The sequence below is a fragment of the Sneathiella chinensis genome, from assembly GCF_012720115.1.
In the GTDB taxonomy this organism is placed as follows: Bacteria; Pseudomonadota; Alphaproteobacteria; order Sneathiellales; family Sneathiellaceae; genus Sneathiella; species Sneathiella chinensis.
The window spans coordinates 582,744-606,835 of record NZ_VNWN01000002.1 but is presented as its reverse complement, the minus strand read 5'-3'; the positions used below and the strand labels follow the sequence as shown (position 1 = coordinate 606,835).

Below are 24,092 nucleotides of genomic sequence, written 5' to 3'. Positions count from 1 at the left end.
AAAAGGCAGCGCCCCGCCGGGGCACTGCCTGTCATCTCGCGATCAGGTCCGCCCTTCCGGGCTTAACGGACAAAGGCGGACATGAACTGGCGGATATTCTTTTCCATCTCCAGATCAAAGTCCTGCATCAGGCGTTCCACCTGTCCGTAATAGACCTGTTCCCGGTCGTTCAGGCTGATATCCTCCGGCACGGATTTCTGCCGCTTGGCAACCGCATTGGCAAAGCCACGGGACCCTGAAATGGTCTGGATCTGAAGGTCCACGTCCACCTGAAAGGTATAGAGTTCCGCCTGATCCCGCGTGACCAGACCGGACAGGCCTGTTGTCTTCTCAAGGGAAGTTTCGACCGCACTGGCATCCTTGATGGTCACCACCGCAACCGAGCCGGAGTTCCCCACAGCCTTCAGCCTGTCCCGAACCCAGCGGGTCACGGACTGGTCAATCTTGACCGGCAGTTCATGTTCCACATGCGGGGCCTTCAACGGTGCCCGGAAATCGTTGACCACGCGGATTTCCCCCACATCCAGATTGATCGGGGTCAAGTGCTGGAACGTGATATCCGCGAAGGTCTGCTTTTCAGGGGTAGAGACACACCCGGAGAGGACGAGGGCCAAGGCGGCCCCCACCATCAAAACAATTCGGTTCAACTTGATCATTCCCACCTCGATGCTGAATTTCGCCCCAACAATAGCCGGTAGACGATGCAGAATGAAGAGGGCAATTTGATGAAACCTGTCAGGAGGCCGCGTTTTTCTCGGCCTCGATATCGTCAAGCGCGTAGCGATACTGGGTATTGCAGAACTGGCAATCCGCCGTGATCACCCCGTCATCCGCCATATCCGCAAGATCGGCGGCGGCAAAGGTTTTCAGGGTGGCAATCACCCGCTTGCCACTGCAACTGCACTGATCCTGCAAGGGCTGCGGATCATACAGCCAGACCCCATCCTCGTGGAACAGCTTGTACAGCAGCTCCGAGGTCTTCTGACGTGCACCGGTCAGTTCCTCGACGGTCACAGTGCCAAGAAGGGCCTTGGCGTTCCGCCAGCCATCCTCATATTCTTCCTGATCGCCGCACTTGGAGGCCTCGAAGGGCAGCCGCTGGACCATGATCCCGCCAGCCCGCCATTTGCCATCGACACGGTCCACAGCCACCTTGAGGGCGGTTTCAAGCTGTTCCGAACGGGTGAAATAATTTTCCATACATTCGGCCAGATTGGTGCCTTCCAGTTCCACAATCCCCTGATAGCGGTGATCCGTATCCCGGGTATCGATGGTAAAGGCGGCATAGCCCTTGCCGAAATAGCTTTTGACCGGATCGCCGTTGGCCCCGGCGGCAACCGCGGCCAGCTTGTCCGGGTCGAACGCGGCATAGCCCCGCAGGTCACCCGGCGTGGTCATGTCGGCGGCCATCATGGAGATGGCGCCGTCCCCCTTTGTCTGAACCGTGAAAATACCGTCGAATTTCAACGCCCCGCCCAGAATGGCGGCCAGAACCAGCGTTTCCCCCAGAAACCGGGCGACCGGTTCCGGATAGTCGTGCCGGTTCAGGATCGTATCGACCACATCGCCCAGACGGACAAGGCGGCCACGAACACCGGCTTCGGCCATCTGGAACGGCTGGATCAGGTTATCGACAAGAATGGGTTTGTTCTGCGGTTCAGACATGAGGATACCAATATATAAAACTAGCGTGTCTGTCCAAGACACCAACGCAAGACGGCCTTCTGGGCATGAAGACGGTTTTCCGCTTCATCGAAGATCACCGACTGGGGGCCATCCATGACAGCCGCCGTCGCCTCTTCATCCCGGTGGGCCGGTAGACAATGCATGAATATGGCGTCACTGGCCGCTTTTTCCATCAATTTTTCTGTCACCTGGAACGGCGCCAGAAGATTGTGGCGGTCGCCAGCGTCATCGCCCATGGAAACCCACGTATCCGTGACCACGCAATCGGCACCGCGAACGGCTTCGTCCGCATCGCGGGTAACATGCACATTGGCCCCGGTCTGACGAGCCCAGTCAAGGGCTCGCGGATCGGGGGACAGGGCTTCCGGGCAGGCAACGCGGAATTCAAAGCCGAACTGGCCAGCCGCGTGAATCCAAGAGGACACCATGTTGTTGCCATCGCCGCTCCATGCGACGACCTTGCCTTCAATGGAGCCTTTATGCTCCTCGAAGGTCAGGATATCGGCCATCAACTGGCAGGGGTGACTGTCATTGGTCAGGCCGTTGATGACGGGAATGGTGGCGTTTTCCGCCAGTTCCAGCAGCTTGCCATGGTCACTGGTGCGGATCATGATGGCATCCACAAAGCGGGACAGGACCTTCGCCGTATCGGCAATGGTTTCGCCGCGCCCCAGTTGCAGATCGCCACTGTTCAGCACCATTGTATCGCCGCCCAACTGACGCATGGCCATGTCAAAGGACACACGGGTCCGGGTTGAGGGGAACTCGAAAATGGCGGCAAGTGTCCGCCCTTCCAGCGAACGATCGTCGTCGCGGGTTCCTTTCGGCTTTCCGGAACGCGCCTTTTTCACGGCCAGCGCATCGTCAATCATGGTCCGCAGCGCGGCCTTGTCAATTTCGTGCAGGTCAAGAAAATGGGTAGGTTGGGTCATTCTGCCAGCTCCTCACAGGCGTGTTCCAGCGCCTCGATAAATTCGGCGATCTGTTGTTCTTCAATAATCAGTGGCGGCAACAAACGCACCACATTGTCCCCGCCCGGTGCCACCAGAACACCGTTCTTGCGCAGCGCTTGCAGCAACCGGGTATTCTCGGTCTTGCATTTCAGCCCAAGATGCAGGCCAACGCCGCGCACTTCCTCGATAACGGACGGATACCGATCGGCCACGCCGCACAGGGACTGCTTGAGATGTCCGCCCATGCGGGCCGCCCGGTCCATGAAACCGTCTTCGGTCATGACATCCACAACCGCACCGGCCACGGCAACGGCCAGCGGATTGCCGCCATAGGTTGACCCGTGGCTGCCTGCGGTCATGCATTTGGCCACTTTTTCAACCGCCAGACAGGCCCCGATCGGGAACCCGTTTCCAAGCGCCTTGGCGGAGGTCAGGATATCCGGGGCAATGCCCAGATGCTCATAGGCGAACAGCTTGCCTGTCCGGCCCATACCGGTCTGGATTTCATCAAACATCAGCAACAGGCCGGTTTCATCGCACAAGGCGCGCAGCGCCCGCAGGAAATCGGGGTCCACCACCTTGATGCCGCCCTCGCCCATGATGGGTTCGATGATGATACCGGCGGTCTCGTCCGTGATGGCCGCCCGCACAGCGTCAATATCGCCCACGGGAATATGGTCGAAACCGTCCATGGCCGGGCCAAAGCCGTCCAGCAGCTTGTCCTGACCGGCGGCGGCAATGGTTGCCAGTGTCCGGCCGTGGAACGACCCGTCAAACGCAATCACGCGATAGCGTTCAGGCTGTCCGTTGCTGCTGAAATATTTGCGGATCATTTTCAGGCCGGCCTCGTTGGCCTCGGCGCCGGAGTTACAGAAAAAGGCCGCATCGGCAAAGGTGGCATCCACCATCTTGCGGGCCAGTTCCTCCTGTCCGGGAATGCGGAACACGTTGGATACGTGCCAGACCTTTGACGCCTGTTCGACCAGGGCTTCCATGATACGCGGATGCCCGTGACCGAGGGATGTCACTGCAATACCCGCAATAAAATCCAGATATCGTCGCCCGTCGTTCCCCATCAGGTACGCACCCTCTCCTTTTTCGAAGGAAAGATCAGCAGGAGCATAATTTGATAACAACGCGGGTATCATGTGCTTTCTCCACAGGTAAATCGACGCAATGTCTGTAGGGTAACAGGCGCGAATCGGGATGAAAACCGCCTCGCGACCCGAGAAAGCGCGGAAGTATTGACAGGACCGCGTTTCCTGTCAATCAAACTCTTTATTGTGAAGGGGTTTCGGGGCGTTCGCCCCGGTGTTTCCCTAGGCTTTCAGCTTGTAGCCGCGCTTGAACAGCGCCCAGACAACAGCAAAAAGAATCAGGTCCAGCACACCAACCACCAGCGCCCCTTTCAGAAGGGTGCTGTCGGACGTGCCGATAAAGCCATAACGGAACCCGTCAATCATGTAGAAGAACGGGTTCAGGTGGCTGATTTCATACCAGATACCGGTCAGGCGCTCGATGGAATAGAAGGTCCCGGACAGGAAGGACAGCGGCATCACCACAAAGTTGGTCACGGCCGCAATATGATCGAACTTGTCAGAAATGATCCCGCCGATCACGCCCAGCAGGGACAGCATCAGGCCCGCACCAATGACGAAATAGATCACCGCCCCCCAGGAATGCACCCGAAGATCAATGAACAGCCACATGCAGGTGGCCACCGCAAGGGCCACGACCAAGCCCCGCGCCAGACCGGAGAAAGCATAGGCGACCGTCAGTTCCAGCGCCGACAGGGGCGGCATCAGAACATCCACGATGTTGCCCTGTACCTTGGCAATCACCAGCGATGACGAGGTATTGGCAAACGAATTCTGGATCACGGACATCATGATCAGGCCCGGCGCCAGAAAGGCCGAGAAGCTCACCTCGCCCACATAGCGGCCGGAGCCCCCGAAGGCCAGTGTGAAGATGGCCAGAAACAGCAGGGTCGTCATCATCGGCGCAAAGATGGTCTGCGCCGGCACTTTCAGGAACCGCTTGATTTCCTTGGCAAGCAATGTGTAAAGCCCGAGCCAGTTCACCAGGCCGATATGATTTGTGTCGCCCGCGTCCCTGTTTACAGTGACGGGGTTATTTTCTGTTGTTTCTATAGTCATGGCCCTTTAAATATTCCCACATTGAGAAAGGCGCAAGTCATCCGTGTCACACTTGTGCGTAAAAAGACAGAATAAGGCAACCCGGCCGACAGAAACCGTCCCCGGAACGCTGCCTACAGGTTGGAGAAACATCATGTCCGTCAAGATCCTGCACAACCCGAGATGTAGCAAATCCCGCCAGACACTGGCCCTGCTGGAAGAAAAAGGCATTACGCCGGAAGTGGTCGAGTATCTGAAAACCCCGCCCTCTCGCGAGGAATTGAAGGATATTCTGGACAAACTGTCCATGGCCCCGCGGGACCTGATGCGCAAGAAGGAAGCGGAATACAAGGACAACAATCTGGACGATGCCAGCCTGTCCGACGACCAGTTGATTGACGCCATGATCAACAGCCCCAAACTGATCGAACGCCCAATTGTACTTGCCAACGGGCAGGTTCGCATTGGCCGCCCACCGGAATCCGTTCTCGATATCCTCTGATTGATCATCATGCCCATGTCTGTTCAGGATCTTGTCATTGGCCTGCGGGCCGGCAACCGGGCCTCGCTGGCCCGGGCCATAACCATTGTTGAAAATGGCGGCCCAACCACCGGAGAGATCCTGCAAGCCATTTCCGGCGATCTTGGCCGGGCAACCGTGGTGGGGTTCACCGGGGCGCCCGGCGCAGGCAAGTCAACCCTTGTGGGGGCCTTCGTCAAGGCACTGAGGCAGCGGGGAAAATCTGTCGGCGTGATTGCCGTTGACCCGTCCAGCCCGTTGAGCGGCGGCGCGGTTCTTGGCGATCGTATCCGCATGACCGACCATGCCGGGGACGATCAGGTCTTTGTGCGCAGTCTGGCCTCTCGCGGGCATCTGGGCGGCCTCAGCCGCTCGGCCTCCCATGTGATTGACGTGATGGACGCCTTCGGCAAGGACTTTATCCTGCTGGAAACCGTGGGAGCGGGCCAGTCCGAGGTGGAAGTCGCGGACATTGCCGATGTCAAGATCGTGGTCTGTGCCCCCGGCCTTGGCGACGATGTTCAGGCCATCAAGGCCGGCATTCTGGAAATCGCTGACATTCTGGTGGTCAACAAGGCGGACAACCCGCTGGCCGAACGGACCGCCCGCCAACTGGAGGCCCGGACCACCGGCAATTCCGGCAAGACGGTTCCCGTGCTGAAAACCATCGCCCTTGAAGGGGAAGGGCTGGATGCGCTGGCCGATCGGGTGGAAACAATCGCCGCCCTCGCGGACGCCTCGCAAAAAGGCAAGGACCGGCCGCGCAAACTGCTGAAAACGGCAACCATGGAATATCTTGCCGCGATCCTTGAGGATGACGGAAACCCCGCCCTGCAACGGCTGTCGGCCAAACTTGTCCGCGGTGAGGTAACCTTTGAGGAAGCGGCCCGCGAAGCCCTGTCCATTGCCGTACGGCTGGAAAGCTGAACGCCGGGCCCGCATATTCACGAAAGCCGAACTTCCTGCTTTTCTTTGTGACCCTGCCTATATAAGCTGTGGTCACGATCGGGCGTCAGACCTGACAATAAGCAAGAAACAGGAGAAGTCTCATGGCAGAAGCCGTCATTGTATCCACCGCACGTACCCCTATCGGCAAAGCCTATCGCGGCGCCTTCAACAACACCCATGGTGCCGATCTGGGCGGCCATGTGATCAAGCACGCGGTTGAACGCGCCGGCATCGCCCCGGACGAAGTGGAAGACGTTATTTTCGGTGTGGCCAACCCGGAAGGCGCCACCGGCGGCAACATCGCCCGCCAGAGCCTGCTGCGCGCCGGCCTGCCTGTGACCACTGCCGGTGTCACCGTCAACCGGTTCTGCTCCTCCGGCCTGCAAACCATCTCCATGGCCGCCCAGCGCGTCATCGTTGATCAGGTGCCGGTTATGGTGGCTGGCGGCATGGACAGCATCAGCCTGGTCCAGAACGAGCATATGAACACCTTCCGCGCCCGCAATGAATGGCTGCTGGAAAACAAGCCGTCCATCTATGACCCCATGCTGCAGACGGCTGAAACCGTTGCCCGCCGCTATAACATCAGCCGCGATCAACAGGACGAATACGCCCTGCAAAGCCAGATGCGTACCGCCGCCGGTCAGGCCGCAGGCCGCTTTGATCAGGAAATCGTTCCCATGACCACCACCAAGGCGATGGTCAACAAGGAAACCGGTGAAACCCTGTATGAGGAAGTGACCCTGACGCAGGACGAAGGCAACCGCCCGCAAACCACCCTTGAGGATCTGGCCAAGCTGAAGCCGGTTGTCAGCGAAGACGGCTTTATCACCGCCGGTAACGCCAGCCAGCTTTCCGACGGCGCGTCCGCCTGTGTGGTCATGGATTCAAAACTGGCCCAGCAACGCAATATCGAGCCGCTTGGCACCTATCGCGGACTGGTTGTGGCGGGCTGTGAGCCGGACGAAATGGGCATCGGCCCGGTCTTCGCCATTCCGAAACTGCTGAAACGCCACGGCCTGAAAATGGACGATATCGGCCTTTGGGAACTGAACGAAGCCTTTGCCGTGCAGGTTGTTTACTGCCGCGACAAGCTGGGCATCCCCAATGACCTTCTGAACGTGGATGGCGGCGCCATTTCCATCGGGCACCCGTATGGCATGTCCGGTGCCCGTCTCGCCGGTCACGCCCTGATCGAAGGCAAGCGCCGCGGTGCGAAATATGTGGTCGTGACCATGTGCATCGGCGGCGGCATGGGTGCGGCTGGCCTGTTCGAGGTCAACTGATCCCCTGCCCCGTAACAAACGGAACACAGAAATCCCCGGCCCAACCGCCGGGGATTTTTTTTATGCGCTTACACCGCCGGGCCTCTCTGCCTCTCCTCTACCGGTCCAACTCCCGCTTCCGCTGTTTTCCTGTCCCCCTCTGGCCCTCCTCTGCCCCCTATCTCTCCCCCTTCCGCCTCCTTCATGACCGCCTTGAAAAGGCTGGCTAACGGAATGGAAAGCTGATTGAATATCCGTCATTCATTTTCAGTTTAGGGACAATCGCCCCCATCCCTGCAAGAACAACAAGAACATCAGGTCCAGCATGGTCGAAACCAGACAGAACACACTTATCGGATTTATCTGCGCCTCGACCATTGTGTGCCTGTGGTCCGGCTGGATTGTCACGACCCGCTCCGGTGCCACATCCGCCCTCACCGCCTATGACCTTGCCGCCATGCGTTTTGGGATCTCGGGCCTGTTGGCGTTGCCGCTGGTGCTCTATTTCAAGCCGTGGCGGGGCATGACCCTGAAACGGGTGCTGGTGGTCTCCCAACTGGCGGGCATTCCCTACAACCTGATTGTCTTTACCGCCTTTACCCTGTCCCCGGCCTCTCACGGCGGAGTATTCATGAACGGCATCCTGCCCATGATTACCGTCCTGCTGGGGTGGGTGTGGCTGAAACAGGTGCCGCACCGGATGCAGCTTGCAGGATCGGCACTCATTCTGGTCGGTGCCTCGCTCACCCTGCTGGGCGGGGGCAGCGGCGCGACAACCGCAGAAACCCTGACCGGGGACCTTTTGTTCATGCTGGCCGGGCTGTTCTTTGCCATGTACATGATCGCCACCCGGCTTTGGGGGGTGACCTCCATGCAGGTGCTGTTCTGTGCTTCGGTGGTGAACGGGGTTCTCTATCTTCCGGTGTGGGCCGTGGCTCTGCCATCCGGCCTGACCGAGGCAAGCTGGTCCGAGATCGGCCTGCAAGCGCTCTATCAGGGGGTTCTGGCGACCCTGTTCGGCATGGTTCTGGTGGCAGCGGCCGTCCGCCATATCGGGGCGCCCGTCACGGCGGCCATGATGTCCGGCGTGCCCGCCATTGCCGCCCTGCTTGGTATTCGATTGCTGGGAGAGCCGATGACCACCGCTGGCTGGATCAGCATTCTGGTCCTGACCCCCGGCATCATCCTGACCGCCACCTTCAACCGCGATACCCGGTCAGCCCCGCCGCCCGTTCAGGCAAAAAAAAGCCCCGGCGAACCGGGGCTTGAAGACAAGATAACATAGATCCATTCATCACCGGGTCGGTGTGGGTTCGTCCGTCGAATAGTCGTAGAAACCACGCCCGGTCTTCCGGCCAAGCCAGCCTGCTTCCACATATTTTACAAGCAGCGGGCACGGACGGTATTTTGTATCTGCAAGACCTTCGTACAGAACCTGCATGATGGAAAGGCACACATCCAAACCGATAAAGTCGGCCAGTTGCAGCGGTCCCATCCGGTGGTTCGCACCAAGGCGCATGGCTGTATCAATCGCCTGCACGGTTCCCACCCCTTCATACAGGGTGTAGATGGCCTCATTGATCATCGGAAGCAGAATCCGGTTCACGATGAAGGCCGGGAAATCCTCGGCAGGGGTCGGGGTCTTGTTCAAGCGCCCTGTCAGATCCTTGATGGTCTGGAAGGTTTCCTCGCTTGTGGCGATCCCGCGGATCAGTTCAACCAGCTTCATCACCGGCACCGGGTTCATGAAGTGCATACCCATGAACTGGCCGGGACGATCCGTGACCGCGGCAAGCCGGGTCACGGAAATGGAGGAGGTGTTGGTTGCGATAATGGCTTCCGGCTTCATTTGCGACCCGAGAGGGGCAAGAATGGACTTCTTGATTTCCTCATTTTCGGTTGCCGCCTCGATCACAAGATCGACATGGCCAAGATACTCATCTGTCAGGACAGGGGAAATACGAGCAAGGCCGGCGACCATCTCCCCTTCATCAAGTTTGCCACTGCCAACCTGACGCTGCATGTTCTGCTCGATGACACCCATGGCGCGTTCCAGATTTTCCTGGCTCACATCCTTCAGGTATACATCAAGGCCGGCGAGCGCCATCACATGGGCAATACCATTCCCCATCTGTCCAGCGCCGATTACTCCCACTACATTAATCATGCCTGTTGTCCTGTCATACGAAAGAGTTGGCGATCATAACGCCGGGTTTATCGCAAGCACAAGCCATTAAAGTGCTTCTTCCAGTTCCGGAAGAGCCTTGAACAGGTCGGCAACAAGACCGTAATCGGCAACCTGGAAAATCGGAGCCTCTTCGTCCTTGTTGATGGCGACAATCACCTTACTGTCCTTCATACCGGCCAAGTGCTGGATCGCACCGGAGATACCGACGGCGATATACAGTTCCGGCGCAACCACCTTACCGGTCTGACCGACCTGGTAGTCGTTGGGAACAAAACCGGCGTCAACAGCGGCACGGCTGGCACCAACAGCGGCACCCAGCTTGTCAGCGACTTTTTCCAACAGCGGGAAGTTGTCGCCGGACTGCATGCCACGACCACCGGAAATCACGATGCGGGCGCTTGTCAGTTCCGGACGTTCGGACTTGGACAGTTCCTCACCGATGAAGGAGGACAGACCGGCATCACCGGCAGCCGCACCATTTTCAATGACAGCGGAACCACCTTCGGCAGCAGCAGCATCAAAACCGGTTGCACGAACGGTGATCACCTTCTTGGCGTCCTTGGACTGCACGGTCGCCATGGCGTTACCGGCATAGATCGGACGAACGAAGGTGTCGTTGGAAACAACCTTGGTGATTTCGGAAATCTGGGCAACGTCCAGCAGCGCAGCAACGCGCGGCAGGATGTTTTTACCGGATGTGGTGGCCGGAGCCAGAATGGCGTCATAGCCGTCGGCCATGCCAACAACCAGTGTGGAGACGTTTTCGGCCAGCGCGTTGGTGTAGGCAGCATCGTCCACCAGGATCACCTTGGCAACACCGGCGACTTTCGCAGCGGCATCCGCAACAGCGGCACAGCCGGAACCGGCGACGAGAACGTGAACGTCACCACCCATTTCGGAAGCAGCAGTGACCGTGTTCAGGGTTGCTGCGCCAAGCGCGGCATTATCATGATCAGCAAGTACAAGAACAGTCATCAGATTACCTTCGCCTCATTTTTAAGCTTGTCTACCAGTTCGGCTACGCTTTCGACCATTACACCGCCAGCACGGGCTTCAGGCTCTTCCACCTTCAATGTGGCAAGACGCGGCGCAATATCAACACCGAGGTCGGCTGCGACCTTCTCGTCGATCGGCTTCTTCTTCGCCTTCATGATGTTCGGCAGAGACGCGTAGCGCGGCTCGTTCAGACGCAGGTCTGTGGTCACGATTGCTGGCATCTTCAGATCGATTGTCTGCAGGCCGCCATCGATTTCACGGGTAATCTTTGCAGTGCCTTCACCCAGGTCAACTTCGGATGCGAAGGTACCCTGTGACCAACCCAGCAGGGCTGCCAGCATCTGACCGGTCTGGTTGCTGTCGTCATCAATGGCCTGCTTGCCAACGATGATGAGGTCCGGCTTTTCTTCGTCGGCAACCACTTTCAGGAGCTTTGCAACACCCAGCGGCTCGACTTCGTCATCAGTCTTGACCAGAACACCACGATCCGCGCCCATGGCGAGGGCTGTACGAATGGTTTCCTGTGCCTGCTGCGGGCCGACAGAAACGGCGACCACTTCGGTTGCCTTGCCAGCTTCCTTGAGACGAAGAGCTTCCTCGACGGCGATTTCGTCGAAGGGGTTCATAGACATTTTTACGTTTGCGAGGTCTACACCTGTATTGTCCGCTTTAACACGGATCTTTACGTTGTAGTCCACTACACGCTTTACAGCGACGAGAACTTTCATGGATCGGTTATCTCCCAAGCCAGTTGGCCCTTCGGTCCTACAGGAAAATACTGATCCTGCATCCGTTAAGGGGGGGCGTTTCAGATGTTTTTCGGCAGTGCACAATAATTAGCAAATGACAATCTGTCAAATTGGTTGCGACACCACCATTTGGTTTGGCCCCGACTGTTTATTTAAACGACATTTCAAGAGGTTTAAAGTCTATCTGTTCGCACCGGGCACCCAAAGGACATCCCGCGCGCCCTTGTCATTCAGGGAGCGGGCCAGCACAAACAGGAAGTCGGAAAGCCTGTTTATGTAACGTATTGATATTTCGTTTATTTTATCGACTTCTGCCAGAGAAACCATGCGCCGCTCGGCGCGGCGGCAAACCGTCCGCGCATGATGCAGGTGCGCAGAGGCGGCAGACCCGCCCGGCAGAATGAAGGAATTGAGGGGCGACAGCTCCGCGTTCAGCGAATCAATCTCCTGCTCCAGACGGGTGACCTGCTCCTCCGCAATGCGAAGAGGCGGGTATTTCGGATTGTCACTGTGCGGGGTGCACAAATCGGCCCCAAGATCGAACAGGTCGTTCTGGATCCGGCCCAGCATACCGTCCGCCTCCGCGTCCCCGTCCGTGTGCAGACGGGCAATCCCGATCACCGCGTTCAGTTCATCCACATCGCCATATGATTCGACCCGGATGCTGTCCTTGGGCACCCGACTGCCATCGCCAAGCGACGTTTGTCCCTTATCCCCGCCACGGGTATAGATTTTTGTCAGCTTTACCATGCAACGCCCCTAGCTTCCGCTCGCCCCCAGCCACAGGCTGAGCATGATGAGAACAAGGGCGATTGCCTGCATGATAATGCGCAGGCGCATCAGCTTGTTGCTGTTTTTTCGGTTGAAATCACCGCCCCGGCTCATGGACAGTATACCCACAAGTAAAACACCGGCGGTTGCGACAATGGCCGCAATAATGAGATAATCAAGCATCAACAGGGAATACCATAATAATCGCGCCGATCAAAGGCGGCTTTGTAACAGGGAAGAGCAAAGTGGTAACAGGTTCAAACAACAACTACGACACCGTGATCATCGGGGGTGGGGTCATCGGCTCTGCCATCGCCTATTTTCTATCTGCAATGCAGGACGGGAAAACCCGCATTGCCGTCATCGAGAAAGACCCGGCCTATGAGTTCGGCTCGACGGGCCGGTCCGCCGGAGGCATCCGGCAGCAATTCTCCACCCCGGAGAATATCCGGATCTCGCAATTCTCCATCGATTTCCTGCGCAACATCACCGAATATCTGAGCGTGGACGGCACCAGGGTCGATATCGACCTGAAGGAAAACGGATATCTTTTTCTGGCACAGGACGCGCAAATCCCCATCCTGTACAACAACCACACCATCCAGAGCCGCGAAGGGGTCCCGGTGGCCCTGCTGGACCCGGACGATCTGGCCCGCGCCTATCCTTGGATGAATGTCAGCGACCTTGCCGGTGGCAGCATCGGCCTTGAAGGGGAAGGCTGGCTGGATGCCTATGGCCTCAATCAGGCCTTTCGCCGCAAGGCCATCCATCAGGGGGTCACCTACCTGAAGGATGAGGCCATTGGCCTTGAGCGGGAGGGCAACCGGGTCACATCCGTGCAGCTTCTGGAAGGGCGGCGACTGTCCGCAGGCACCGTCATCAATGCGGCGGGGGTTCATGCGGCAACGGTCGCCAAATGGGCGGGGATCGACCTTGCCGTTCGCCCCAGAAAGCGGTTCGTCTATTCTTTTTCCTGCCGCACGGATATTGGCAAATGCCCGCTGACCATTGATCCCAGCGGGGTCTATTTCCGGCCCGAAGGACACCAGTTCATCTCTGGCTGTTCGCCCAGCCCGGAGAACGACCCGGATTGCCTTGATTTCGATGTGGATTACAGCTGGTTCGAAGAACATGTCTGGCCCGTTCTTGCCCACCGGGTTCCGGCCTTTGAGGCGATCAAGATGGAAGGCGCATGGGCCGGGCATTATGCCTATAACCTGCTGGATCAGAACGCGGTTCTGGGTTTCCATCCGGACATATCGAACCTTGTCTTTGCCAACGGATTTTCCGGGCATGGGTTGCAGCAATCCCCGGCAGTGGGACGCGCCATTGCGGAACTGGTCACCCACGGGCGGTACCAGACCCTCGATCTTGAGACTTTCTCGTTCCAGCGTATGATCGATGGCATTGCCCGGCCGGAAATCAACGTTGTCTAGGGTCGGAACACTCCCCGCCCCCCGATCAACGAAACAACAAAAACAGCGACAGCGACAACAGCAACAACAACAGATTTCCGGCACCAGACGAACGACCGGAAATCACCCACAGGAAAGGATGGCCCATGCCAATCGTACGAGTAGAAATGTTTGAAGGCCGCGATAACGAAACCAAGCGGGAACTGGTTCAGGCCCTGACACGGGAAATGGTCCGCGTGACAGGCTGCAAGGAAGCCAGCGTCAGCATCGTCATCACCGATATTTCCAAGGACAACTGGGGTGTTGGCGGGGAAATCGCCCGCCTGAAATACCCCGACTAAACCACGGACACCCCAGTATCGACCGGCGGACAGGACAGGGCATGACAGGGATCAGGACATGACGGACAAACAGACGGGAGGCTCGCTCCTCCTCTCCCTCGTTCGCGACATTGCCCGGCATTTCGTCAACCAGAATTGCCCGCGCATGGCTACGGCGCTCAGCTACCAGACCCTGCTGGCCATTGTGCCGCTGGCGGCGCTGTCCCTTGCCCTGTTCACCTATCTGGATGCCTTTTACCAAATCCAGATCGATCTTTTTTATCTGCTGCTGGATAATTTCCTGCCCTCCACCATTTCCCATATCCAGTCCATCCTTCAGGATCTGGTTCTGAATTCCCGGAAACTGACCTATTTCGGGGTGGCGGGCCTTGTGATCACGGCCATGCTTCTTTTATCCAGCATCGAATCCGTGTTCACAAAAATCTGGCAGGTGGATGTCACCCGGAATATTTTCAAACGGTTCATCGCCTATCTGCTGATCACCCTGCTGGGCCCCGTTGCCATTGGCACCAGCCTGACGCTGGCCCGGTGGATTGCCAGCCTGACACGGGAATTCAGCGGCATGGACCTGTCCGCCTATACCCCCTATTTCAATTTCAGCATCCCGTTTGCCGGCTGTTTCCTGATCCTGTTCCTGATTTACCGGCTGGTCCCCGCGCGCCGGGTCAAATGGCGTCATGCCGCGTTGGGGGCGGCGGTTGCGGCGGCGCTGTTCATTCTTGGGAAATATGCGTTCAAGCTGTATCTGGAATTGTTCCCGACCTATCAGGTTATTTACGGCGCCCTTGCGGCATTGCCGATTTTCCTGATCTGGCTGTATCTGAGCTGGGTCATGGTGTTGCTGGGGGCCACCATCACCGCCGTTCTTGGCTTCCGCTTCACCGGAAAAATGAAGACCCGCGATGATGCCATTGCGGTAGAGGATCTTCCCAAGGCGCGAGACTAGATCATCGTTTGATCCGGCCCGTGAAAAGAAAAACCGGCGCCCCGTCCAGCCAAAGGCTGATGGGTACGCCGGTTCATTCCTGTCTTTACAAGGATCAGTTGGCGCCTTCCAGAAGACGACGCGCAATCACCTGGGCCTGAATTTCACCGGCCCCCTCGAAGATATTCAGGATACGGGCATCGCACAGCACCCGGCTGATCGGGTATTCCAGCGCAAAGCCGTTACCGCCATGGATTTGCAGGGCGTTATCCGCCGCTGCCCATGCAACGCGGGCCCCCAGCAACTTGGCCATACCGGCCTCAAGGTCGCAGCGGCGTCCTTCATCCTTGGCACGGGCGGACGCGTAGGTCAGCTGACGGGCCATCATGATTTCCACGGCCATGCTGGACAGCTTGCCAGCCACACGCGGGAACTTGATGATCGGACGGTTGAACTGAACCCGGTCCAGCGCATAGCGCAGGCCAAGCTCCAAGGCATTCTGGGCCACACCCAGCGCCCGGGCCGCTGTCTGGATACGGGCGCTTTCGAAGGTCTGCATCAACTGCTTGAAGCCGTTGCCTTCCTCTTCGCCCAGCAGGTTTTCGGCCTTCACCTCGAAATTGTCGAAGCCAAGTTCATATTCCTTCATACCGCGATATCCCAGCACCTCGATCTCGCCGCCGGTCATGCCCGGTGTCGGGAAATCCTCGTCCTCGGTCATATGCTGTTTTTCCGCCAGGAACATGGACAGGCCCTTGTAGCCCGGCTCGTTCGGGTTGGAACGGGCCAGCAGGGTCATCACATCGGCGCGGGCCGCATGGGTGATCCATGTCTTGTTACCGGTGATCTTGTAGACATCGCCATCCCGGACGGCGCGGGTCCGCAGGGAGGCAAGGTCGGAACCGGTGTTCGGTTCGGTGAAAACCGCCGTCGGCAGAATCTGGCCGGTCGCAATCTGCGGCAGCCATTTCTGTTTCTGGGCGTCCGTTCCGCCGGTCAGGATCAATTCCGCCGCAATTTCAGAGCGGGTCCCGAGAGAGCCAACCCCGATATAGCCGCGAGACAGTTCCTCAGACACCACGCACATGGACATCTTGCCAAGGCCAAGACCGTCATATTCTTCTGGAATGGTCAGGCCGAACACACCCAGTTCGGACATTTTCTCGACCACTGGCATGGGGATCAGTTCGTCCTTCAGGTGCCATTCATGGGCAAAGGGCATCACTTCATCGTCGGCGAACCGGCGGAACTGATCCCGAATCATGGCATAGGTCTCATCAAGGCACGGATCACCGAAATCACCGGTATCCAGTCCCTCGGCAATCAGGGTCGCGATCCGCTCCCGCACGGCCGGTGTGTAGCCCTTACCCGTCAGGGTCAGGACGGCACGGGTCCGAAAAGCGTCAATGGCAGCATCGTCCAGACCAAGGTCTGACGGGCGAATGATTTCGCCAAGGGTCATGGGAATACCGTTGGCCAACTGGGCCAGATATTCTGCGAAACCGGCCTGAAGCATCAGTTCCTCAAGCTCACCCAGCTTGTTTTCCGCCGCAAGGGACCGGGACCAGTTAAGGGTTTCCTTCAGGGTTTCCACATAGGTAACCAGCCAGGCAAGACCGTGGGTCGCATACTGGTTTTCCTCGACCAGCGCCGAGGAAATCCGACCATTTTCACCCCGGGTGAAGGCGGCAACGGACTGGATCGCCCGCTGTTTCAGGGTTTCTGCTGCTTCGAGGGCTTCACCACACAGGCCATCAAGGCCCTCCAGCAGGAGAGAAGTATTCGTGTCAGTCATGATACTCTATCTGTCTTCTTGTTATCGTTGCCGGTGTACGGGCAAAATGGGGGAACTCAGGAGTTCCCCGCCTCGATCGCATCCTCGAAAGTACGCAGACCCGGATATTTTGCAGACACCAGAACCGCCATGTTACCCGGCTTGTGCTCATTATTCATCATTTTCGTGTGAGCCCGCGGAATATCATCCCATGCGAAGACTTCTGACATGCACGGATCAATCCGACGCTCGATCACCATCTTGTTGGCCTGCGAGGCCTGTTTCAGGTTGGCGAAGTGGCTGCCCTGAATACGTTTCTGGCGCATCCAGACAAAGCGGGCATCCATTGTCAGGTTAAAACCGGTGGTCCCGGCGCAGAACACAACCATGCCGCCGCGCTTCACGATGTTACAGGAAACCGGGAAGGTTTTTTCACCCGGATGCTCGAACACGAAGTCCACGTCATTGCCCTTGCCGGTTATTTCCCAGATGGCCTTGCCGAACTCGCGGGTCTTTTTCATATAGTCATCGAAACCTTCGCCGTTCACGGTCGGCAACTGGCCCCAGCAATCGAAATCGTTGCGGTTGATGACGCCCTTCGCACCAAGGGACATGACGAAATCGCGCTTTGTCTCGTCGGAAATCACGCCGATGGCGTTGGCACCGGCAGCGGCACAAATCTGGATCGCCATGGAACCAAGACCACCGGAGGCCCCCCAGACCAGAACGTTGTGACCCGGGCGCAGGATATGCGGACGGTGGCCGAACAGCATGCGGTAGGCGGTTGCCAGTGTCAGGGTGTAGCAGGCGCTTTCTTCCCATGTCAGGTGGCGCGGACGCGGCATCAACTGACGATCCTGCACGCGGCAGAACTGGGCGAAGGACCCGTCCGGGGTTTCATAGCCCCAAATCCGCTGGCTGGGTGAGAACATGGGATCGCCGCCGTTACATTCCTCGTCGTCGCCATCATCCTGGTTACAGTGAACAACAACCTCGTCCCCAACCTTGAAGCGGGTGACCTTGCTGCCAACGGCATAAACGATACCGGACGCATCGGAGCCGGCGATGTGATAAGGCTGCTTGTGAACGTTGAACACGGAGATCGGCTCGCCAAGGGCGGCCCAGACACCGTTATAGTTCACGCCGGCGGCCATGACCAGAACCAGCACATCGTGGGAATCAAGCTGCGGGGTTTCCACCACCTCGACCTGCATGGCCTTTTCCGGCTCGCCGTGACGCTCGCGGCGAATGGCCCACGCATACATCTTGGACGGGACATGACCCAGCGGGGGAATTTCGCCAACCTCATAAAGATCCTTCAGCGGAGCTTCGGTTTTGGCGTCACTGACCACGGTGGGTTTCGGGGCTTGACTCTCGGACATGGCAATTGTTCCTCTTAACTCGTTTTGCAGTGCCGTAGCAGCGACACCGACTTGTTTCTTGCTTGAGGGGAAGAATTTTCGCAGCGCATCAAATTTCCTCCCGCATTTTTGTTATCCCTGCTAATATGACGCGATGATTGCTGAACTTTTAATCATGTGCAAGTTTTTTTGCACCGCAAAACAAAGTTATGATATTGCTGCTGGGAGAGCAATAACGAAATAAGCGGCAGCTTCTTAAGGTTAAAACGAAAGATAATTATGAATACAACCGCGAGAGAACCCTTGGAAAACGCATCTGCACAGAAGGACAAGCCCTGGCTTTTCCGTACCTATTCCGGCCATTCATCGGCCGAGGCATCGAACGAACTGTACAAGACAAACCTTGGAAAAGGGCAAACGGGTTTGTCTGTGGCGTTCGACCTTCCGACCCAGACCGGCTATGATTCGGATCATGTTCTGGCGCGGGGCGAGGTCGGCAAGGTCGGTGTTCCCATCTGCCATCTTGGCGACATGCGGACCCTGTTCAACGAGATTCCTCTGGAAAAGATGAACACCTCGATGACCATCAACGCCACATCAGCGTGGCTGCTGGCGCTTTATATCGCCGTCGCAGAGGAACAGGGCGCCGACCGCATGGCCCTGCAGGGAACGGTTCAGAACGACATCATCAAGGAATATCTGTCCCGCGGCACCTATATCTTCCCGCCCAGCCCGAGCATGAAACTGATCACCGACGTGGTCAGCTTCACCTATAAGGAAATGCCGAAATGGAACCCGACCAACGTCTGTTCCTATCATCTGCAGGAAGCAGGCGCGACGCCGACACAGGAACTGTCCTTTGCGCTGGCGACCGCCATTGCCGTGCTGGATGCGGTACGGGATTCCGGCCAGATCAGCCCGGCCGACTTCCCCGCCGCAACGGGCCGGATCAGCTTCTTTGTCAATGCGGGCATTCGTTTCATCACCGAAATGTGCAAGATGCGCGCCTTTGTCGACCTGTGGGATGAAATCCTGCTGGAACGGTATGGCGTGGAAAACGAAAAATTCCGCCGCTTCCGCTATGGCGTTCAGGTCAACTCGCTGGGCCTGACGGAACAGCAGCCGGAAAACAACGTCTATCGTATTCTGCTGGAAATGCTGGCGGTGGTGCTGTCCAAGAAGGCCCGCGCCCGCGCCGTCCAGCTTCCCGCGTGGAACGAGGCCCTTGGCCTGCCCCGCCCGTGGGACCAGCAATGGTCCCTGCGTCTGCAGCAGATTGTCGCCTTTGAAACGGATCTTCTGGAATATGGCGACATTTTCGAGGGATCGGTTGAAATCGACCGCAAGGTGGAAGAGCTGAAACAGGCCGCCCGCGAGGAATTGTCCCGCATCGAAAAGATGGGCGGGGCGGTTGCCGCCGTGGAATCCGGTTATCTGAAAGAGGCCCTGGTCCAGTCCAACACCAACCGGGTGCAGTCGGTCATTTCCGGCGATATTCCGGTGGTTGGCGTCAACCGCTTCACCGAATCCACCCCGTCCCCGCTGACACAGGCAGGCGATGGCGGCATCATGACCGTCGATCCCGCCGTAGAAGCGGAACAGATTGAACGGCTGCGCGCCTGGCGCGCCGCCCGCAATCAGGACGAGGTCACAGCCGCCCTTGAGGCCCTGAAGACTGCCGCCACCAACGGCGAGAATATCATGCCTGCCTCCATCGCGGCGGCAAAGGCCGGGGTTACAACCGGCGAATGGTCCGAAGCCCTGCGCTCCATCTATGGGGAATACCGCGCCCCCACCGGGGTCAGCGGTTCTGTGTCCAACGTCTCCGGCGGGGCCATCGACGCGGTGCGCGGCAAGGTTTCCGAGGCCGCCACATCGCTGGGTCGCCCGATCAAGATTCTGGTTGGCAAACCGGGTCTGGACGGTCATTCGAACGGCGCCGAACAGATTGCCGTGGCCGCCCGCGACAGCGGCATGGAAGTGGTCTATGAAGGCATTCGACTGACCCCGGAACAGATCGTCAATGCGGCGCTTGAAGAATCCGTCCATCTGGTGGGCCTGTCGATCCTGTCCGGATCGCACAATTCACTGGCCAGCGAGGTGGTGGAAAAACTGAAAGCCGCCGGCCTGTCCGATATCCCCGTGGTTGTCGGCGGCATCATTCCGCCAGAAGACGCCGAGAAACTGAAAGCCGCCGGGGTGGCGGCTGTCTACACGCCGAAGGATTTCGACATGATGGGTATCATGTCCGACATGGTGGATATTGTGCTTCGGCACGACGCCGCCGCCTGATCCGAAACCCGGCACCGGCAGACACGGCCCCCGCCTTCGGGCGGGGCGCCGTTGCCACCACCCGGCAGTCCCCTTTCAACCGGCCGCCCACGCGCAACCGGCACTCAACCGGGGATCAGCCGAACCCAACCAGCTTGCGGACCTCTTCGGGGGTATAGCCCTGTTCGCGCAGGGTTTTCAGCATGGCGTCATTGTTCCGCTTGGCAAGACGCTTGCCCTTCATGTCGGTGACCAGCCCATGATGCCGGTATTCCGGTGTGGGCAAATCCAGCAGCGCCTGCAACAGGCGATGAATATGGGTCGCCTCGAACAGGTCCTGCCCACGCACCACCAGATTAACCCCCTGAATGGCATCGTCAAACGTCACCGCCAGATGATAACTGGCCGGCGTTTCCTTGCGGGCCAGCACTACATCCCCGAATCGGGCCGGATCGCACTGGATCCATCCCTTTTCCTGTTCCCGGAATGTCAGGCTGTCCAGCGCCACCGCCTGAAGGGCGCGGTCCATGTGCAACCGCAGGGCATAGGGCTTGTCCGTCGCAAACAGGTCTTCCTGCTCGGTCCGGCTCAGATGTTTACAGGTACCGGGATAAACCGGCCCATCCGGCCCATGGGGCGCGGACTGGCTTTGGGCGATTTCTGCGGCAATTTCCTTGCGCGTGCAAAAACACGGATAGATCAGGTCCCGCTCGAACAGGCGATCCACCAGAACCGCATAATCGTCCAGATGCTCGCTTTGGCGGCGAACCGGTTGCTCCCATGTCAGGCCCAGCCACGCCAGATCCTCCAGCAGGGCGGCCTCAAATTCAGGGCGGCAGCGGGTCTGGTCGATATCCTCCATCCTGAGCAGGAAATAACCATCGCTTTCCTGTGCCAGTCGCCAGGCCAGAGACGCGGAATAGGCATGTCCAACATGCAGGTAGCCGGTCGGACTCGGCGCAAATCGGGTAACAATTTTCATGGCGGCAATCTAGCCGAGACGCGGCATAAAAACAAAAAAAATCACAGGATTACTTGTAACCGGAACAGGAACCCACTAGCTTCGTTAATGTTTTGTTAATAATACCGATGAAAGGCGCACCGCTTGAGGAAACTCCTGATCACTGCCAATCTCCTCGCGCTTCTGACCGCCTGCGCCCTGCCTTTCGTCTCGGATGAGGCCGTCACCAACGCGGTGGATCGGTACGAAGCTGCCTACCTGAATGTCATTGGCCCGTCGGACACCCTGAACCGGGATGTGGACACGCTGGAAGATGCCCTGATCACCATCAACGCCCGCTATGTGGACGAGGTTAATCTGGATGACCTTGTGGACGAGGCCATCCGGGGCCTTCGGAACACATCGGACAGCACACCGCCGACCACCCGCGCCCTCAACGCCCTGCTTGCCTCTCTCGACAAATTCTCCGGCTATATGCCACCGGAAACCTACAGCCGCTATCAACAAAGTCTGGACGGGGACTTCATCGGCTTCGGCGTTCGCATTGAAATGCGCGACGATGAACTGACGGTTCTCTCGCCAATTGCCGGGTCCGCCGCCGAGGAAGCGGGCATCCTGTCGGGCGATGTCATCACCCATCAGGACGGTGACCCGCTGTCAGGTCTGTCCCTGCATGATGCGGTCAGCAAACTGCGGGGGCCGGAAGGCAGCTCGTCTGTCCTGACCATCCAGCGAGACGGGGAAGACACCCCCCTGAAGCTGACCGTCACCCGCCGCCGTGTCGAACTGCATTCGGTTGAATACAAGGCGGACGGGGATATCGGCTATATCCGTATCCTGTCCTTCAACCGCAAGACCGGGGACGAGGTGGAAGACGCCCTCAAGGCCATCAACCGGGACCTTGGCGGTCGGTTCTGCGGCGTTATTCTGGACCTGCGCAACAATCCGGGCGGTCTTGTTTCCTCGGCCATTGATGTGGCCGACCAGTTCCTTGATCAGGGCCATATCCTGAAGGCCATGAACCGGGGCAACAGCTTTACCGAAGAACGGGCCGCACGGGGTGACAGCGTTCATGGCCTGCCCATGATCATCATGATCAATCAAGGGTCTGCCTCGGCGGCGGAAATCGTCGCGGGCGCCCTGCAAAGCAATGGCCGGGCCCGCCTGTTCGGGGAAAAATCCTATGGCAAGGGGTCCATGCAGACCCTGTTCGATCTGGAGAATGGCGGCGGCCTGCGCCTGACCACCGGGCGTTTCACCGTGGGCCGGGACCTGTCGTTCAATCATATCGGCCTGACGCCGGACATCCGGGATGCCGACACGGGACAGGAGCAACTTCTGGCCCCGATCGGTCGGGCCAGCCGAACCATGATGTGCAACCCGTCACTGGAAACGGCCGCAGCGGCCCATGCCCAATGACACCCCGGGCCGGATTGGAGGAAGGCCTTCAACACCTGATCCGGCAGGACGAGGATTTTGCCCGCGCCCTGCCCCTGATCCAGCCCCTGCCCGACCGACAGCGCCCCGCCGGTTTTGAGCAACTGACCCGGATCATTGTCGAACAGCAGGTCTCTCTTGCCAGCGCCGAAGCCATCTGGACCCGCCTTGAGGCCGCCATCCAGCCGTTTGAGCCCGAAACCCTGCTGCGCCAGAACGAGGAACAGCTTCGAGCCCTTGGCCTCAGTCGCCAGAAAGCCGTCTATTGCCGGGCCCTTGCCGACGACATCGTGCGCGGAAAGCTCAACCTTGGCGGCCTGCATGCGCTGGAAGACGAAGACATCCTTGCCGCCCTGACAGAGGTCAAGGGGATTGGCCGCTGGACCGCCGAAATCTACATGATCGCCTGCCTTGGACGGCAGGACATCTGGCCCGCAGGCGATGTGGCCCTGAAAATCGCGCTTCAGCACCTGAAAGGACTGGAGGAGCGTCCCTCCCAGAAGGAAATGGATCGACACGCAGAACCCCTGCGCCCGTTCCGGACACTGGCCGCCCGCGTTTTGTGGCGTTACTATGTGGATGTGGTACAACCGGCCACACGCAAAACCTTCAAAGAGGCAACCGGTCAATGAGTTCCGCTTTTCTGGATGGCCCCCGGCTCTCCCCCCTTTCCGGCCAACCCGCCCGCCAACTGGTCGTTCTGCTGCATGGCTATGGCGCCGATGGCGATGACCTGATCCAGCTTGCAAAAATCTGGCAGCCCCAACTGGCCCATGCCGCCTTTATTGCCCCCCACGCCCCCGAAGAATGCGAACTGACCCCGTTCGGTCGGCAGTGGTTCTCCCTCAACCGATACGACCCGACCCTGTCCCGGCGCGATCCCCATGCCATTGAACAAGCCCTTGACGCCCTGACACCGGGTGCGGAAACCGCGGCGCCAAAAATTGAAGCCTTTCTGGATGCAGAACTGGAACGGCTGTCTCTTGGCTGGCAGGATCTGGCGCTTGTGGGCTTCAGTCAGGGGACCATGATGGCGCTCTATACGGCGCTTCGCCATCCGGTCGGCCCGGCGGGCATTCTGGGCTATTCCGGGGCGCTTGTGGCCCCCGGCACGCTGGCCCGGGACATTCGCTGCAAACCCCCGGTCTGCCTTATCCACGGCGAGGAAGACGACATTCTGCCCATCGCCGCCCTTGAACACGCAAGGCGGGTCCTGCAGTCCCTGTCCGTCCCCGTTGAGACCACCGCCCGACCGAGCCTGTCCCACGGTATTGACGAAACCGGGCTGGCCTTGGGACAGCGCTTCCTCGGCGGTCTTTTTAACGGCTGATCAACCTGCAATTGTGACACGACATACAGTAGGGTCACAAAAATTTAACACTAAATACTGTATTAG

General features: G+C 58.6%; 24 protein-coding genes. 11 read left to right on the top strand and 13 right to left on the bottom strand.

Annotated features, from left to right (window positions below):
* Positions 1 to 62: 62 nt before the first annotated feature.
* From FQB27_RS02900 to FQB27_RS02880, 5 genes are all read right to left on the bottom strand, one after another.
* The gene (locus FQB27_RS02900) at positions 63 to 656 is read right to left on the bottom strand and encodes a hypothetical protein (RefSeq protein WP_169559358.1); all 594 of its coding nucleotides are present in this window, start codon (positions 654 to 656) and stop codon (positions 63 to 65) included.
* A gap of 79 nt (positions 657 to 735) precedes the next feature.
* Entirely contained in the window at positions 736 to 1,665 is a 930-nt protein-coding gene (gene hslO, locus FQB27_RS02895; RefSeq protein WP_169559357.1) for an Hsp33 family molecular chaperone HslO, read from the bottom strand.
* A 20-nt stretch (positions 1,666 to 1,685) separates the two neighbouring features.
* Positions 1,686 to 2,618 carry an ornithine carbamoyltransferase gene (gene argF, locus FQB27_RS02890; protein WP_169559356.1) on the bottom strand — a complete coding sequence of 311 codons (933 nt, stop codon included), beginning with the start codon at positions 2,616 to 2,618 and terminating at the stop codon, positions 1,686 to 1,688.
* Positions 2,615 to 3,787 (bottom strand): aspartate aminotransferase family protein, encoded by a 1,173-nt coding sequence (locus FQB27_RS02885; RefSeq protein ID WP_169559355.1) that lies wholly within the window; start codon positions 3,785 to 3,787, stop codon positions 2,615 to 2,617. Before FQB27_RS02885 ends, argF begins: the two co-directional genes overlap by 4 nt.
* Positions 3,788 to 3,958: 171 nt before the next feature.
* Positions 3,959 to 4,795, bottom strand: a complete 837-nt coding sequence (locus tag FQB27_RS02880; protein WP_169559354.1) for an ABC transporter permease — start codon at positions 4,793 to 4,795, stop codon at positions 3,959 to 3,961.
* 133 nt (positions 4,796 to 4,928) lie between these two features.
* Here FQB27_RS02880 and arsC point away from each other — a divergent pair, with 133 nt between their 5' ends.
* The 4 genes from arsC (at position 4,929) to FQB27_RS02860 (ending at position 8,792) form a co-directional block, all read left to right on the top strand.
* A complete protein-coding gene (gene arsC, locus FQB27_RS02875; RefSeq protein WP_169559353.1) occupies positions 4,929 to 5,276 on the top strand; it encodes an arsenate reductase (glutaredoxin) in 348 nt (115 codons plus the stop codon).
* Positions 5,277 to 5,291: 15 nt separating this feature from the next.
* Positions 5,292 to 6,221 carry a methylmalonyl Co-A mutase-associated GTPase MeaB gene (gene meaB / locus FQB27_RS02870; protein ID WP_169559352.1) on the top strand — a complete coding sequence of 310 codons (930 nt, stop codon included), beginning with the start codon at positions 5,292 to 5,294 and terminating at the stop codon, positions 6,219 to 6,221.
* Between the two features lie 122 nt (positions 6,222 to 6,343).
* A complete protein-coding gene (locus FQB27_RS02865; RefSeq protein WP_169559351.1) occupies positions 6,344 to 7,528 on the top strand; it encodes an acetyl-CoA C-acyltransferase in 1,185 nt (394 codons plus the stop codon).
* Between the two features lie 304 nt (positions 7,529 to 7,832).
* Positions 7,833 to 8,792 carry a DMT family transporter gene (locus FQB27_RS02860; RefSeq protein WP_169559350.1) on the top strand — a complete coding sequence of 320 codons (960 nt, stop codon included), beginning with the start codon at positions 7,833 to 7,835 and terminating at the stop codon, positions 8,790 to 8,792.
* Positions 8,793 to 8,801: 9 nt separating this feature from the next.
* On the opposite strand, the gene FQB27_RS02855 is transcribed toward FQB27_RS02860, so the two are convergent.
* From FQB27_RS02855 to FQB27_RS02835, 5 genes are all read right to left on the bottom strand, one after another.
* Entirely contained in the window at positions 8,802 to 9,674 is an 873-nt protein-coding gene (locus tag FQB27_RS02855) for a 3-hydroxybutyryl-CoA dehydrogenase (protein ID WP_169559349.1), read from the bottom strand.
* A 66-nt stretch (positions 9,675 to 9,740) separates the two neighbouring features.
* Positions 9,741 to 10,670, bottom strand: a complete 930-nt coding sequence (locus FQB27_RS02850; RefSeq protein ID WP_169559348.1) for an electron transfer flavoprotein subunit alpha/FixB family protein — start codon at positions 10,668 to 10,670, stop codon at positions 9,741 to 9,743.
* On the bottom strand, positions 10,670 to 11,419 hold the full coding sequence (locus FQB27_RS02845) for an electron transfer flavoprotein subunit beta/FixA family protein (RefSeq protein ID WP_169559347.1): 750 nt from the start codon (positions 11,417 to 11,419) through the stop codon (positions 10,670 to 10,672). Before FQB27_RS02845 ends, FQB27_RS02850 begins: the two co-directional genes overlap by 1 nt.
* Before the next feature lie 201 nt (positions 11,420 to 11,620).
* Complete coding sequence (locus tag FQB27_RS02840) at positions 11,621 to 12,190, bottom strand: cob(I)yrinic acid a,c-diamide adenosyltransferase (protein ID WP_169559346.1); 570 nt, start codon at positions 12,188 to 12,190, stop codon at positions 11,621 to 11,623.
* A gap of 9 nt (positions 12,191 to 12,199) precedes the next feature.
* Positions 12,200 to 12,394 (bottom strand): twin transmembrane helix small protein, encoded by a 195-nt coding sequence (locus FQB27_RS02835; RefSeq protein WP_169559345.1) that lies wholly within the window; start codon positions 12,392 to 12,394, stop codon positions 12,200 to 12,202.
* A 62-nt stretch (positions 12,395 to 12,456) separates the two neighbouring features.
* Here FQB27_RS02835 and FQB27_RS02830 point away from each other — a divergent pair, with 62 nt between their 5' ends.
* The 3 genes from FQB27_RS02830 to FQB27_RS02820 all read left to right on the top strand — a co-directional run bounded on the left by FQB27_RS02830 (position 12,457) and on the right by FQB27_RS02820 (position 14,913).
* The gene (locus FQB27_RS02830; RefSeq protein WP_169559344.1) at positions 12,457 to 13,647 is read left to right on the top strand and encodes an NAD(P)/FAD-dependent oxidoreductase; all 1,191 of its coding nucleotides are present in this window, start codon (positions 12,457 to 12,459) and stop codon (positions 13,645 to 13,647) included.
* A 125-nt stretch (positions 13,648 to 13,772) separates the two neighbouring features.
* Positions 13,773 to 13,967 carry a tautomerase family protein gene (locus FQB27_RS02825; protein ID WP_169559343.1) on the top strand — a complete coding sequence of 65 codons (195 nt, stop codon included), beginning with the start codon at positions 13,773 to 13,775 and terminating at the stop codon, positions 13,965 to 13,967.
* A gap of 58 nt (positions 13,968 to 14,025) precedes the next feature.
* Positions 14,026 to 14,913, top strand: a complete 888-nt coding sequence (locus tag FQB27_RS02820; RefSeq protein ID WP_169559342.1) for a YihY family inner membrane protein — start codon at positions 14,026 to 14,028, stop codon at positions 14,911 to 14,913.
* A gap of 94 nt (positions 14,914 to 15,007) precedes the next feature.
* Here FQB27_RS02820 and FQB27_RS02815 read toward each other — a convergent pair whose 3' ends face one another.
* Together FQB27_RS02815 and ccrA are read right to left on the bottom strand one after the other, a co-directional pair.
* Positions 15,008 to 16,687, bottom strand: coding sequence for an acyl-CoA dehydrogenase family protein (locus FQB27_RS02815; RefSeq protein WP_169559341.1), 1,680 nt, complete (start codon positions 16,685 to 16,687; stop codon positions 15,008 to 15,010).
* 56 nt (positions 16,688 to 16,743) lie between these two features.
* Positions 16,744 to 18,048, bottom strand: a complete 1,305-nt coding sequence (gene ccrA, locus FQB27_RS02810) for a crotonyl-CoA carboxylase/reductase (protein WP_169559340.1) — start codon at positions 18,046 to 18,048, stop codon at positions 16,744 to 16,746.
* A gap of 258 nt (positions 18,049 to 18,306) precedes the next feature.
* On the opposite strand from ccrA, the gene FQB27_RS02805 reads away from it, so the two are divergent.
* On the top strand, positions 18,307 to 20,319 hold the full coding sequence (locus tag FQB27_RS02805) for a protein meaA (RefSeq protein ID WP_169559339.1): 2,013 nt from the start codon (positions 18,307 to 18,309) through the stop codon (positions 20,317 to 20,319).
* A gap of 115 nt (positions 20,320 to 20,434) precedes the next feature.
* Here the strand turns inward: FQB27_RS02805 and gluQRS are convergent, their stop codons facing one another.
* On the bottom strand, positions 20,435 to 21,280 hold the full coding sequence (gene gluQRS, locus FQB27_RS02800; protein WP_169559338.1) for a tRNA glutamyl-Q(34) synthetase GluQRS: 846 nt from the start codon (positions 21,278 to 21,280) through the stop codon (positions 20,435 to 20,437).
* 123 nt (positions 21,281 to 21,403) lie between these two features.
* On the opposite strand from gluQRS, the gene FQB27_RS02795 reads away from it, so the two are divergent.
* From FQB27_RS02795 to FQB27_RS02785, 3 genes are read left to right on the top strand one after another with little or no spacing between them, the layout of a single operon-like run.
* A complete protein-coding gene (locus tag FQB27_RS02795; protein WP_169559337.1) occupies positions 21,404 to 22,678 on the top strand; it encodes a S41 family peptidase in 1,275 nt (424 codons plus the stop codon).
* Entirely contained in the window at positions 22,675 to 23,328 is a 654-nt protein-coding gene (locus FQB27_RS02790) for a DNA-3-methyladenine glycosylase family protein (RefSeq protein ID WP_169559336.1), read from the top strand. The genes FQB27_RS02795 and FQB27_RS02790 overlap by 4 nt, the downstream gene beginning before the upstream one ends.
* Positions 23,325 to 24,026 (top strand): alpha/beta hydrolase, encoded by a 702-nt coding sequence (locus FQB27_RS02785; RefSeq protein ID WP_169559335.1) that lies wholly within the window; start codon positions 23,325 to 23,327, stop codon positions 24,024 to 24,026. The genes FQB27_RS02790 and FQB27_RS02785 overlap by 4 nt, the downstream gene beginning before the upstream one ends.
* The last annotated feature ends 66 nt before the right edge of the window (positions 24,027 to 24,092 follow it).